At 40.7% G+C, this 13,709-nt stretch carries 14 protein-coding genes; 8 read left to right on the top strand and 6 right to left on the bottom strand.

Going from position 1 to position 13,709, the window contains the following annotated elements; genetic code table 11:
• Positions 1-194: 194 nt before the first annotated feature.
• Positions 195-1,553, bottom strand: coding sequence for a magnesium transporter (gene mgtE, locus ACTB0Y_RS13070; protein WP_463207272.1), 1,359 nt, complete (start codon positions 1,551-1,553; stop codon positions 195-197).
• A gap of 16 nt (positions 1,554-1,569) precedes the next feature.
• Positions 1,570-2,325: a 16S rRNA (adenine(1518)-N(6)/adenine(1519)-N(6))-dimethyltransferase RsmA gene (rsmA, locus tag ACTB0Y_RS13065; RefSeq protein WP_463207271.1), complete on the bottom strand. Its 756-nt coding sequence runs from the start codon at positions 2,323-2,325 to the stop codon at positions 1,570-1,572.
• Positions 2,326-2,402: 77 nt separating this feature from the next.
• Between rsmA and ACTB0Y_RS13060 the strand changes: the two genes are divergently transcribed.
• From ACTB0Y_RS13060 to ACTB0Y_RS13045, 4 genes are all read left to right on the top strand, one after another.
• Positions 2,403-3,362: a lysylphosphatidylglycerol synthase domain-containing protein gene (locus tag ACTB0Y_RS13060; RefSeq protein ID WP_463207270.1), complete on the top strand. Its 960-nt coding sequence runs from the start codon at positions 2,403-2,405 to the stop codon at positions 3,360-3,362.
• A complete protein-coding gene (locus ACTB0Y_RS13055) occupies positions 3,356-3,838 on the top strand; it encodes a DUF456 domain-containing protein (protein WP_463207269.1) in 483 nt (160 codons plus the stop codon). Before ACTB0Y_RS13060 ends, ACTB0Y_RS13055 begins: the two co-directional genes overlap by 7 nt.
• A gap of 70 nt (positions 3,839-3,908) precedes the next feature.
• Complete coding sequence (locus ACTB0Y_RS13050; RefSeq protein WP_463207268.1) at positions 3,909-4,580, top strand: inorganic pyrophosphatase; 672 nt, start codon at positions 3,909-3,911, stop codon at positions 4,578-4,580.
• Positions 4,581-4,678: 98 nt separating this feature from the next.
• Positions 4,679-5,896: a serine hydrolase domain-containing protein gene (locus ACTB0Y_RS13045; protein ID WP_463207267.1), complete on the top strand. Its 1,218-nt coding sequence runs from the start codon at positions 4,679-4,681 to the stop codon at positions 5,894-5,896.
• Here ACTB0Y_RS13045 and ACTB0Y_RS13040 read toward each other — a convergent pair whose 3' ends face one another.
• On the bottom strand, positions 5,897-6,241 hold the full coding sequence (locus ACTB0Y_RS13040; RefSeq protein ID WP_463207266.1) for a phenylpyruvate tautomerase MIF-related protein: 345 nt from the start codon (positions 6,239-6,241) through the stop codon (positions 5,897-5,899).
• A 60-nt stretch (positions 6,242-6,301) separates the two neighbouring features.
• On the opposite strand from ACTB0Y_RS13040, the gene ACTB0Y_RS13035 reads away from it, so the two are divergent.
• Together ACTB0Y_RS13035 and ACTB0Y_RS13030 are read left to right on the top strand one after the other, a co-directional pair.
• Entirely contained in the window at positions 6,302-6,439 is a 138-nt protein-coding gene (locus ACTB0Y_RS13035; protein ID WP_463207265.1) for a hypothetical protein, read from the top strand.
• Positions 6,440-6,508: 69 nt separating this feature from the next.
• On the top strand, positions 6,509-7,753 hold the full coding sequence (locus ACTB0Y_RS13030; RefSeq protein WP_463207264.1) for a radical SAM protein: 1,245 nt from the start codon (positions 6,509-6,511) through the stop codon (positions 7,751-7,753).
• A gap of 3 nt (positions 7,754-7,756) precedes the next feature.
• Here the strand turns inward: ACTB0Y_RS13030 and ACTB0Y_RS13025 are convergent, their stop codons facing one another.
• Both ACTB0Y_RS13025 and ACTB0Y_RS13020 read right to left on the bottom strand, forming a co-directional pair.
• Positions 7,757-8,623, bottom strand: a complete 867-nt coding sequence (locus tag ACTB0Y_RS13025) for an N-acetylmuramoyl-L-alanine amidase (protein ID WP_463207263.1) — start codon at positions 8,621-8,623, stop codon at positions 7,757-7,759.
• Positions 8,616-9,080: a 3TM-type holin gene (locus ACTB0Y_RS13020; RefSeq protein WP_463207262.1), complete on the bottom strand. Its 465-nt coding sequence runs from the start codon at positions 9,078-9,080 to the stop codon at positions 8,616-8,618. The genes ACTB0Y_RS13025 and ACTB0Y_RS13020 overlap by 8 nt, the downstream gene beginning before the upstream one ends.
• A 210-nt stretch (positions 9,081-9,290) precedes the next feature.
• Between ACTB0Y_RS13020 and ACTB0Y_RS13015 the strand changes: the two genes are divergently transcribed.
• Together ACTB0Y_RS13015 and ACTB0Y_RS13010 are read left to right on the top strand one after the other, a co-directional pair.
• Positions 9,291-11,024 carry a right-handed parallel beta-helix repeat-containing protein gene (locus tag ACTB0Y_RS13015; protein WP_463207261.1) on the top strand — a complete coding sequence of 578 codons (1,734 nt, stop codon included), beginning with the start codon at positions 9,291-9,293 and terminating at the stop codon, positions 11,022-11,024.
• Positions 11,025-11,325: 301 nt separating this feature from the next.
• A complete protein-coding gene (locus ACTB0Y_RS13010) occupies positions 11,326-12,837 on the top strand; it encodes an acyl-CoA dehydrogenase family protein (protein WP_463207260.1) in 1,512 nt (503 codons plus the stop codon).
• Between the two features lie 149 nt (positions 12,838-12,986).
• On the opposite strand, the gene ACTB0Y_RS13005 is transcribed toward ACTB0Y_RS13010, so the two are convergent.
• On the bottom strand, positions 12,987-13,481 hold the full coding sequence (locus tag ACTB0Y_RS13005; protein ID WP_463207259.1) for a hypothetical protein: 495 nt from the start codon (positions 13,479-13,481) through the stop codon (positions 12,987-12,989).
• Between the last annotated feature and the right edge of the window lie 228 nt (positions 13,482-13,709).

The following is a 13,709-nucleotide window of genomic DNA, read 5'->3' as shown; positions in this document are numbered from 1 at the left end:
CCAGCCCTATTTTATTTGTAAATTGATATTTATTACCGGTGCTTGTAATCTTATCGTTTCCAAAGCCTACGAAACATCGCAATGCGCACACACAACAACAAATTGACAAAAAAAAACTGAGCAATAGTTACCACTGCGCAAGTCAAAAAAAAAAACAAATCATTCAGCAAAGCTTGAGAAACCCAAAACAACTTTTATCCCAAAAGCCCATAGAAAATATGACCTATGAGAAAATAAAGCAGCAATCCCATAATATCGTTCACGGTTGTAATAAAAGGTCCTGTAGCCAGAGCCGGATCAATTTTAAATTTATTAAGTCCCAAAGGCACGAATGTTCCAAAAACAGAAGCGAAGATAATGACCACCAAAAGTGCACTGCTTACTGTTATGGTCAAGGCCAGAGAATCGCTATCGATTAAGTTATAGAGTAATAAAATGGCGGCCAAGGAGAGGCCGTTGAGTAAGGCAACGCCCAACTCTTTCATAAGCTTTTTAAGATTAGACTCGATACCGAGTGAATTGCTAGCCAGACCCTGTACAATAATCGCACTGGATTGTATACCTACGTTTCCTCCCATTGCCGCAATAAGCGGAATAAAGAAAGCCATTTCAGGATAGAGGGATAATTGTCCTTCATACATTTCAATGACTCTGGCGCCAAACACACCACCTATCATCCCAATCATGAGCCATGGTAAACGAGCCCGCAAGAGCTGCCAAACATTATCTGAGGCCTCCACGTCTGAAGAAATACCCGACGCCATCTGATAGTCACGTTCAGCTTCTTCCCGAATCACATCCACCACATCATCAATGGTAATGCGCCCCTTAAGGCGACCAATGCCATCTACAACCGGCAGTGCAACCAGGTCGTACTTGTTCATGATGTTTGCTACCTCTTCTGCTGAAGCATCAACTGAAACCGAGATAACATCTTTATCATAAACGTCGGCTACATGGTCGCTTTTGGTAAACAGTAGTTTTTTAAGCGAAAGGGTTCCTTTCAAAATGCCATCATTATCTATGACATAGACGAAATAAATTTCATCAATTTCCTGAGCCTGGCCGCGCATTTCGCGTAAACAAGTGGCAACGGTCCAGTTTTCATTAACTGTAATTAACTCTTTGGCCATTAAACCACCCGCTGTATCCTCATCGTAATTCAGCAGGTCGGCAATATCGCCGGCATGTTCACGGTCGGCAATATTACTCAGCACATCGGTTTTTACATCGTCGGGCAACCTGGCAATAATATCGGCCGCATCATCGGAATCCATCCGGTCGATGAATTTGCGTGCCACCATATCACCCGGCACATTCTCTAAAAGGCGATCGCGGTCGTCCTCTTCAAGTTCAACAAGCACATCAGCTGCTCGTTCAGGCTCCAATAAAATAAACACAAAACGCGCCTCTTCGAGGTTTAGCTCTTCGTAAACCTCAACTATATCAGCAGGGTGAAAGTCCTGCAACATGCTGGCAGTCTTGCGCTTGTCCTGTGTATCAATAGCAGACTTCAGCTCTTCGATAAATTCCCGGGTGAGTTCAAAATTCATGACAACGGGATTTTAATTATTCTAATAATTTACAAATATCTTCAAAATCTTCCGGCCTTAACTGCTCCGGACGCATATTAAATATCTCTTTTCCGGCAATCTCCGGACCAATAACCGGCTTTAAACTATTCCTCAGCGTTTTTCTACGCTGGTTAAAAGCCATTTTCACCACCTTGAAAAAAGTTTTTTCGTCACAATCGAGTTTTTCACGTGCATTCCGTTTCAACCTTATTACACCCGACTTTACTTTGGGTGGCGGGAAGAAAGAACCCGGCTGCACGGTAAATAAATACTCAACATGATAAAAAGCCTGAACCAACACACTCAAAATACCATAGGTTTTACTGCCTTCAGGTGCGGCAACTCTGTCGGCCACCTCTTTCTGAAACATCCCCACCAACTGGTATATTGTGTCGCGATGGTCCAATACCTTAAATAAAATTTGACTGGAAATGTTGTATGGGAAATTCCCAACCACATCAAACCGATTATCAAAATGTGTGCTAAAGTCAGTTTTCAAAAAGTCTCCGAATATTACCTTACCCTCGAGCTCCGGAAAATGAACTGCCAGGTAATCAACCGATTCATTATCTACTTCTATTACCTTGAGCAAACCGGGAAAACGGTCCAGTAAGAACTGTGTTAATTTTCCCTTACCCGGTCCAATTTCCAACACCGGTACATCAGTTCTTTCAACTGAGTCGGCTATGCGCCGGGCAATACCATCATTGGTAAGAAAATGCTGCCCCAGTGTTTTCTTTGGTCTTACCATTTTGCAATTATTTTAAAACGCAAAATTAGCAAATACTCCCAGAAAGCCGTATTTTTAGCACCCTAAAATATCCCTGAATGGCTCTAAACCAACGAAAAATATGGGTAATACTATTTAAAAGCATCATTTTCATTGCTTCCTATAGTTTTGTAGCATACCGCATTTATGCCGATGACCATTTGAGAAGTTGGCTATTTAATGGTGAGATTCCAACTAAAGCAGACGGATGGCTTTGGCTGGTTTTTTTGCTCATGCCCTTAAACTGGCTCATTGAATCGGAAAAATGGCGATTGCTCCTCAGTCCAATAGAAAAAGTTGGGATACTAAAAGCCTTTGGCGGAGTATTGGCCGGACTCAGCATTGCTATTTTCACCCCCAACCGCACAGGCGAATATGCAGGCCGGATATGGATATTACGCCAACGAAACCGTTTGGCCGGCATTTCAGTAACCATTGCCGGCAGCATTGCGCAAAGTGGTGTAACTTTCATGATAGGCATTATTACCGGCTGGCTTTGGTTAATTGACGTACAAAAAGAATCCCTCACCACACCCACACAACTTACATTAGCTGTAGTGGCTGTATTAGCCGGATTTATTGTTTTTATGATGTTGCCTACGATTGCAGAAAAAATCAGTAAGCTTAAAACCCCAAAAGTAATCGCTAAAATCAACGATGGCATAAAAAACCTAAACCGCATACTGCTAATAAAATCGCTCCTCATTGCAGCTCTACGCTATGGCATTTTCATGACACAGTTTATATTTCTACTCATCTATTTCAAAACAGACATTTCGCTATACGAAAGTTTCTTATGCATTGGTATGTTATATGCTGCCATGTTGGTAATACCAACTATTACCATTGCTGAACCCGGCATCAGGGGGAGTCTGTCTTTACTGATTTTTGGAGTTTTTTCGCCAAATGAGGCAGGAATTCTGGCGGCTTCATTAACTTTGTGGATTATTAACCTGGCCATTCCGGCGCTCATTGGTGCGCTGTACCTGGCTGCTCTCAAAATAGATAAACTATGGTAGAAATCTTACTGATTGTCCTGGCTGCCCTGCTGCTGTTAATAGGTCTATTAGGGTGTATTTTACCAATTATACCAGGTCCTCCAATTTCTTTTGTTGGATTACTGGTGCTTGAAGCAACAGAGAAAGTTGATTTTTCCAATAATTTTCTACTGCTGATGCTTTTGCTTGCAGCTGCAGTAACTGTTTTAGATTACATTATTCCTATTTGGGGCACCAAAAAGTTTGGTGGCACACGGGCAGGCGTAATTGGAAGCACCCTGGGTTTAATTATTGGCCTGATCTTTTTTCCCCCTCTGGGCATCATTATTGGGCCCTTCGCAGGTGCGATTATTGGAGAAATGATTCAAAAAGATGATTTTCACAATGCCCTTAAAAGTGGAATTGGCTCGTTTATAGGCTTTCTGCTTGGGACGGGAATAAAACTAATTGTATCTTCATTGATGATTTATTACTTTTTTAAGGAAGTGTTTGCATAATGAACCACAAGAACAAACTTTTTAACCTAAAACTTGTTGAAGCAAACTTACACACATAAAATATATTAAAATGAGAAACAAAATCATGGATCCCATTGGAAAATTAATGGGTTTACGTTATAAGTCTCATCCCTGGCACGGTGTTGATCCAGGCCCGGATGCGCCAAATCTAATGACTGCCTACATTGAAATGGTACCTACAGACACGGTAAAATATGAAGTTGATAAATCGAGTGGCTACCTCCGAATAGACCGACCTCAAAAGTACAGTAATGTTATTCCGGCACTGTACGGTTTTTTTCCGCAAACATTTTGTGGCGAAAATGTAGGTAAATATTGCGCAGAAAAGACCGACCGAAAGAAAATTGAAGGAGATGGTGATCCTTTAGATGTTTGCGTCCTTACAGAGCGAACCATTTCTCATGGCGACATTCTGGCACATGTTATTCCTATAGGGGGGTTCAGAATGATTGATGGAGAAATGGCAGATGATAAAATTATAGCTGTATTGAAAAATGATGCCGGGTATGGACATTATACCCATATTGACGATGTGCCACAAGCAGTGGTGGAAAGATTAAAACACTATTTTCTCACCTACAAAGATATTCCGGGCAAAGAACGCATATCAGAAATAACTCATACGTATGATGCCGATGAGGCCATAAAAGTTATTGATTTTGCATTGAACGATTATCATCACCGATTCGACAGCCTCGAAAGCGTGTTGGATAAGGTATAATTTTTTATTTTTACCTTGTATTTGGTTTATTTCAACTAAACCAACACTTACAAGATCAACACAAAAAACTGGATATTAGGAAAATAACACAGTAGTCGATGAAAAATACAGGTAAAGCGGAAATTATTTTTTTTATTTTAACACTCGGGGTAGTATTACTATTTTTCAGCCTTGACCGACAATATTTTTCCACTGTTCAGGCACCAGAAGCTCTAACTGTAACACCCGATACTATTTGGCACGAGCACCTCAGACAAGACCTTGAGCAAATACTTAGTAAAAAAAACAAATTTGGGTTTAATGGTGCTTTGCTGGTCGGTTGGGATAACCAAATTATTTATGAAGGATACGTGGGGTACGAAGATTATGCCAGCAGAGATAGCATAAGCACAAAAACACGTTTCCAATCCGGGTCAGTTACCAAACAATTTACAGCAGTGGCTATCCTGCAACTTTATGCCAATGGACAGTTAAACCTGAATGATTCCATCAGTAAATTTTTTCCGGATTTGCCCTACCAGGGTTTTACCATCCATCATTTACTTGTGCATCGCAGTGGGTTGTCTAATTATATTTATTTCATAGACAAAATTGTGGAAAATAAAGGTAAACCCTATACCAACAAAGATATCATAAGGCTGTGGAAACAACATGAACCTTTACCTTATTACCCGCCAAACAAACGCTTCGACTACAGTAATTCAGGTTACATGCTGCTGGCTTCTGTTGTCGAAAAAGTTAGTGGTATGTCATATCCCGAATACATGCGTAAAAATGTATTTGAACCGCTGGACATGGATGACTCTTTTGTATATATCGCCGGTGAAAATGACACATTATCAAATTTGGCCGAGGGCTACAAATATCATTGGAGGATTGTTACAGAAGCCTACCTAAACGGTACATATGGTGATAAAGGCATCTACACCACTGCCCGGGATCTTTTTAAATGGGATCAGGGACTGTATACCAATATTCTTTTACCCGAAGATACATTGCAAAAGGCATTTCGACCAATGGGGAAACCCAAACATTATAAGCATAACTATGGTTATGGATGGCGCATATTTGAATACAAAGACAATAAAATATACTACCATGCTGGTTGGTGGCAGGGATTTAAAACCTTACTTATCAGAGTGCCGGAATATAAGCTCAGTATTATTGTGCTGAAAAATATTAAAACCGGAGCCATGTTCAGCCGGCACGAACTACTACGCGTTATTATTAATCGTTATCTGAATGTGTCGAAAGAGGCCTTAGCACCAAACATTCCTGAATTCCAACAGCGCGAAATCCCAACTGAGTCTACCTGATTATTTCTCGAAGGTAGTTCGGTTATGTCCGAATTTATTGCGTGGTTCATCCGTAAATTCAATATAAACCCGATCGGGCTTAATATCAAATTCAACTGCAATAAGGTCACAAATCGCAGCTGATAACTTTTGTGTGTCTGGTAATCCAATGCTTTTGAATTCCACAAAAGCCAACGGATCGTCCGACAGACCAAAATACATTACCTTGCTGTCTTCAATTGCCGTCATCACAAACCGATCAGGCTTTTTTAGTTCATCGACCACTAATTGATGCATTGCCTTCAACGCTTTATGTTTTTGTTCACCAGACAACAACTGATTCATTGATATCCTGAAATATGGCATAACTATTTTTTCGGGCAAATTATATAAATCTGTTGCTAACACCAAAATTTAACCTGAGTTTTGAACTATAAACTATGGCAAAAAAGTAGTATCTTTATTACCGCAATGCACTACGTTTTTGAACATACCAAAACCCACAAAGGACACATCAGGCTCGATCGGTTCCTTATGTTCCTGTATGTCTTTTCTGACCTGTAGATTATTGTCTTTTTACTACAACACCCTCGGAGCAAAGGCTGAAAAACGTTTAATTAATACTTCAATAAAATGGATGCTTACTACAGGTATCTGAACACACTTGTAAATAAAAACAAACAAGAGTTTGGAAAATATAACTTAAATTGGATTAATGCATGGCAAGCTGATGAGCTGGAAGCCAAAAGACAAACACTTCTTGGTGAATCAGGCAATCAATCGTTATTCAAAGGCACAAAACCTTTTATCAACCATATATCCAGGGGTTGTCAGATTTGTGGTGCAGGCGCATGGAGTTGTCTGTTTATTACCGGAAAATGCAATGCCAGTTGTTTTTATTGTCCGGCACCACAGCATAATGATGAACCACCGGAATCTCAAGGTATAACCTTTAACACACCCGAGGCCTATGCTGAATACATTAACCACTTTGGCTTTAAAGGTGTAAGTTTTAGTGGTGGCGAACCATTGCTGTTTAAAGACCGGGTATTACAATATTTGAAAGCTGTAAGATTGTATTGCGCACCGGATGTTTACACATGGATGTACACCAATGGCATACTGGCCAACACTGAAATATTTGAAAAACTGGGACATGCCGGATTAAATGAAATCAGGTTCGATATTGGAGCTTCAGGATATCAGCTTAAAGCACTGAAAAAGGCAAAAGGCTTCATACCAAACATTACCATAGAGATTCCGTCCATACCGGAAGAAAAAGAACGATTGAAGCACCTGCTCCCCGAGATGGTAAAAGCAGGAGTAACCAATCTGAACCTGCACCAAATCAGGCTGACACATCACAACGCAGACAAATTGTTGAGGCGCAATTACACCTATATTCCAGCCGAGCGACCTATAGTACTTGAATCGGAGCTAGCAGCATTAGAAATAATGTCGTTTGCAAAAAAGCAACAAATACCAATCGGGATAAACTACTGTTCATTCTTTTTTAAATACAGATTCCAGAAAGCAGGCTATCGAAAAATAATTGCCAATAAACTGAAGCGCTCCGATGATTTTATTACTGAAAAAGGTTTTGTAAGAAACAGAAATGAAGCAGCAGTAAATTACGAAGGTTTTACATTGTATGACGAAGAGCAGCCAAAAGATTTTAATTCCATTGAAATTCTTGAATTAAAACACAAAAAATATGGCGTACTCAAATCGTTGGCGAAAAAGGTAAAGACAGATGCGCACGATCAAATCGCCATTACCGACCTGCTCAATAATTCAGGAAGCAACGTACGGGGGCGTGAAGAATTGTTTGATATTTGGCAACATGAGTTTATTGAATCCGGTCTGCGGGCATATTAACATTCAGTGTATATCTTTGTTGTAATCCGGAAAATCATTTTCTATATCAACATACCTGCCGGCCACCCACCCTTCAATCTCAGTTTTTACCCGGTACCATCCGTTATATTCTTCAAAAATAGTCAGGTCTGTTCCTTCCGGTAATGACTGTGCTACCTTATTGGCACCGAGGGCAGGCAGCCTGCGTATATTTAGGTATGGCACCCGAACCTTTCCTGATAGATTATTGACTGGTGCAGAATCCTCATCGCGGTCGTTAAGCAGCCGTTGCCTGATTTTATCAAGCGGAAAAGCCGGCCCGGGATCCTGTTTGCGTCCCGGCGAAATTTCATCGTGCCCTAAAATCTCCTTAATGGCCGGGTAGCCATCCATCAGAAGCTCACAAACAGCCTCAACCAATAATATTTGCTGTTCGTTATATAAATGCCAGTAACGTTTTTGTGATTCATTCCGGTGAGTAGCTTCCATAACCTCATCTTCAGCGTATTTCCTCCCAAACCACGATGTATAAGCGGTACCCGACCTGGTTAAAATACCGGCATTGTCAATTTCAATGCCAATGGCGTAATTATTTAAACCAGCACGGCCTTTCCATTGGCTTTTGCCGGCATGCCAGGCAACAGTGTCAAAAGGTACTAATTGAAAAACTGTACCATTGCGATCGATAACAAGATGGGCTGAAGCTTTAACCGTATCCTTGCAAAGATATTCCGCCGCTGACCGTCCATCACGGCCGGCCGTATAGTGCAAGACTATGGTATCTGGCATACCCGGAGCAAATTTTACAGTGTTTTTCCTGCATGGTAACTGCTCAACTTTATCACCCAACAAAAGGTGCTCATTAGAAATTCTCAGTACTGTATTATCCATAGTATTTGTTTCGGTCTTTTTTACGCATAAATGGCATATCAATACGGCTGGTTACCGTACTGGCTACTTTTTCAGTAGAACGTCCAATGATGTAGCCGCCTACACCAAGCTTAAGTAATCCCCAGAAATTAGGGTTTAGATTCTGGGCAATACCCTCTTCACCATCGCTTAAAACAAAAGCCGGTTCAAAAAAATAAGCATACATCACAATAAAGCCGAAAGCCAGCATCAAAATGGGTCGCCAACTGCGCTGCAACCAATTGCCGCGTGCTTCAGTAACCAGTACCTCCCGCTGGGCTTGCTGTAACTCACCCATGGCATTAAAAACCAGTTCAGTAAGTTTATTTTTGGCCTGCATCTTTTCCTCATCCGATGTAGCCAGTTTATCAATGACATCGCCACCGTTTTTAATCAAATCGTTGGCGCCTTTGCTGAAAATTTTAGATAGAAATGGCATAATGTGCTGTTTTAATGATTGTATTCTAACAAGCAAATTACAAAAAATATGTTTAGCAAACATTAGTTTCAAGGTCATATTCCTTTTACTGGAATGAACATGGTTTAGTTAAATTATTGTTATCCTTATTTTTATAATAGGTTTATGACTAAAATGAACGTAATTTTACAAATACTAAAAATCATAATCATCTAACAAAGAATCACAGTTATGAAAAAAATTACTGCATTATTAACCATGCTGGCTTTCATGGCAGCTATTATGTATTCTTGCGATGAGCTTGAAGAAGCAGAAGATGAGGGAACTACGCAGGAATACATCAACGAAACCATTACTACCAATGTTACATGGCAGAGCGGGACCTACATTATTGAAGGTACACTTCAAATACAAGAAGGCGGACACCTCACCATTGAACCGGGTACAACTATTAAATTTGAGGATGGAGCAAAAATTTCCGTGACAGGAGCTAACTCTGCATTGACTGCAGTGGGAACGGCCAATGATCCGATAACATTTACAAGCATTTCAAACTCACCTTCAGCCGGTAGTTGGGATTACATAAATTTCACATCTTCTGCCACAGGCACAAGTACTTTTCAGTATTGTACAATTGAATACGGTGGCGGTTATGCATCTACCTATGGCGGTGCCTTATGGATAGAAGGCCCTTCTGTGAGCGTGGACCATTGCACAATAACCAACTCTGCCGTTTATGGGGTAGTTTGTGAAGATGGCTCCACATTCGCGAGCTTTACAAACAACACGCTGATGAACAACGATAGCTATGATATTTTTGTTGAAGGAAATGCAGCACACACCATCGGCACAGGCAACATCATTGATGGCAGTGGCATTTTGGTGGATGGAGGTGCGTACACACAAACCCAGGGCACCTGGAGATTCCAAACTTCACCATACACAATTGACGGTGCTCTTAACATCGAAACAGATGGTGGAGCATCCCTGAATATAGAAGCCGGAAATACAATTCAGTTTACCGATGGTTCAAAACTTAATATTGGCAATAGTGGATATGGCACATTGAAAGCTATAGGGACAGAAAGCCTGCCAATTCTTTTCACATCAACATCAGCTCAGAAGCAAGGCGGGCAATGGGACTTTATCAGTTTTGGAAGTGGAGCCGTTAGCAGCGAACTCACATACTGCATTGTAGAAGCCGCAGGTGGCTATGCTTCCTATGTGGGAGCTATTGATATTGATGGAGCTGCAGTATCTATTGACAATACAGAAATCAGGATATCGGCAACTTACGGCATTACCCTCGACGATGTCGGTAAATTCGCATCATTCACCAATAATAATATCCACGATGTAGACAATTATGTGATGCAAATATATGGCAACTGGGCCCACACCTTAGGAGCAGGTAATGTTTATGGAGAAGATGATCTTGGCATTTTGGTCCATGGAGATGGTTTTGAGCACGCCAGCGAAACATGGCTCGCCCAGAATGCAGCTTATGTGATAGATGGCTCACTAAGCATTCAATCAGCATCAGGTTCTACTCTTGAAATACAAGCCGGTAGCACGGTAAAATTTACACAAGGCTCTGAAATTACTGTAGGAGCTTCAGAATTTGGAAAACTTATCGCCAATGGTACATCAGCCTTACCCATCACGTTTACCACATCGGCCCCTGCAGGAGGAGAACAACCCGGTGACTGGGATGGAATATTCTTTGAAACGAATACCATGAATGGCTCGTTACTCAATTATTGCAATATATCCTATGGTGGAGGGTATGCTACAACCTACAATAACGGAAATATTAACCTTGAAAACGTGTCTTCGGGCGAACCCACAATTAGCAATTGCACCATCTCCCACTCAGCAGGATGGGGAATTTACAACGACAATTCATCTCCAACCCTTGTAGGCAACACCTTTAACGGGAATGCCAATGGAGATGTAGGAAACTAAAACAGCTCTTTCTGACAGGACTTATCAATTTGGATTATCTCGTTTTAAAAGCCATTGTCTTAACAGGCAATGGCTTTTTTACAAAACCATTCAAATATATTGCAAGTGTCAAAACGTTTCTTTCTCTCTGTCAGCCAATCGCCTACTAGCATCAATTCATGGCTCAATATAATTTAAAGCGCATGCAAAAAACATACTGAAACATAACTTGTTATTTTAATAACAGCTTGCTCTTTGACAATCAATAATTGAGAGCAACAGCAAAGAATGGAACGAACATACCACAAAAAAACATATACCAATGACCACCTACAACACAGAAGCACTGCTTCCTTTTAATGATTTCATCAACTCATTTAAGCAAACTTTAAAGAGTGTATTCTATGAAAGGGACGATATAAAAAAATTCATACGTCACCGTGGCTTTCCTGCAACTGTATTGCGAGATATTATGGCGACCAATCCTTTTTCAGTAGCCATTCCCAAAAAGTATGGCGGGCGCGGTGGCAATGCCAGGGAATTATTAACACTGATGGATGTGGCATCGTATGAATCACTGCCCCTTTCGTTAATGTTTGGTATCAACATGGGACTGTTTTTGGGTCCTGTAGCCAAATATGCCCGGGAACCCATTAAAGAGGATATTTTTCACCGTTTTCTGCATAAACAAAACATGGGTGGACTGATGATCACCGAGCCCGGATATGGAAGCGATGCGCTGAATATGCAAACTACCAATCTGCGTGAAGGTTCGAAATATTATATCAAAGGGGTAAAACACTGGCAGGGCCTCACAGGAATGGCCGACTACTGGTTAATGACTTCGCGCCGGCAACTCCCCAACGGAGAACTCGCCCGCGATATTGATTTTTTTATAGTTGATACTCAAAGTCCTGAACAGCAAATTATTGTAGATGAGGTTTACAATAATATGGGACTGTACCCGATCCCTTACGGCAAAAATATTATAGATATTCATGTTCCTGAAGACTATAAGCTGGAACCCGATACCACGGGTTTAAAACTTACCATGGATTTGCTGCACCGAAGCCGCTTTCAATTTCCAGGTATGGCCATCGGCTTTATTCGCCGCATGCTGGATGATGCCCTTTATCACACACAGCACCGCTTTATTCGTGGTAAGCCATTGATTGCACTGGACCAGGTTAAGCAACAGGTTGCCCGTATTCAAAGTGCATTTACCATAAGCTCAGCCATGTGCGCACGTAGCAGTGAGGCAAGCGGCATAGAACATAACCTCACAGGTGCCACAGTAGAAGCCAATACAATGAAAGCCCATGTAACAGAATTGATGCATGAAGCGGCACAAACCCTGACACAACTTTTAGGCGCCAATGGATATAAAACAGAAAGTGTGGCCATAAGAGGAATTATTGATTCCCGACCTTTCCAGGTTTTCGAAGGCTCCAATGAAATGCTCTACACCCAAATTACTGAAATGGTGACCAGGCAAATGAACCGGCTTAAAAATATGAATCTTGCGTCTTTTCTGAAAAACTACGACCTGACCCAACGCACATCGTCACATTTTAAGGGACTGACAAATTTTACCGTCGACGAAAATTTACCACAGCGTAAACAAGTAGGACTTGGTAAAATACTGAGCCGAATTATATCGGCCGATTATGTTGCAACACTTGGAAACAAAGGCTTTCGCAACGACCTGATAAATAATAGTATCGATATGATTAAACAAGAGGTATCCGGCCTTGTCAATTCATTTCATTACAGCAAACAGGTGCTTCCTGTGACAGACTACAACGGTAAAAGTTCATGGGCAGATTATTCGTAGGGAGTTGCTTATTATCAATAAAGAAAAAAATACACACTCCTGCATGTTAGTGAGAAAATGGTTCCATGCTCAGCAATAGGGTGTTTGATATTTCTGTTTGCATACAAAAACAAATAAATCCGATAAAATTTCATTAAACCGGCTTTAAATTACTCAAGAAATTCATCTGGATCGAAGGGTATATCGTCGTCCGGGTCTTTATCGTGCGGACCTACGCCCGGTGGATTAAACAAGCCCCAGCGATCAATTATATAGTTCCATTTATCGAAACCTGCCGCCCAATCGATGAACAATAACCGGTATTCTTCTATCAACTTGCGCACAATATCAAAATATTCAACATACTCAAACCCAAAATCTTCCAGTGAATGGTTTTGTATCATTAAATCCATTGCCGCCTTACGGATTAAAGCTGCATTTTGCATTCTGATATCGTATAAATCGCCTCCTTCAGCACCTGCAACCTTGACCGTAAGCGTAGCTGCATCTGATAACATTTGCATTCTAATATCCTGCAAAATCTCGTTATCTTCCGGCATTAAATCGGTAATCTCTTTTACCGTATCATAAATCTCCCGTCCTTTTTTATAAATTGGCAGGTTTTCAGGTTTATTTCCTTCTAATTCATCCATATCATCAAACATGATTTCAATATTAAGTTTACTTTCTGATACAAATTGAGAATAGACCTTACTCACAATTACCTAACAGTAACTCACAAAAAACATCAAAAATATAAAAATCAAATAGTTTTATTGTATGAATTGCTGTATTAACTTCCGAAACAATTCTGCAACGAATTGTTCTTTTTGTATTTCAGCATAAGCAAGTGCAGATAGTTTCCTGGTGTATGTATCCTTTAGTTTTTGACA

The organism is Salinivirga sp. (assembly GCF_055145285.1).
Note: the sequence above shows the minus strand (reverse complement) of the source record. Positions and strands in the feature narration are given on the sequence as shown.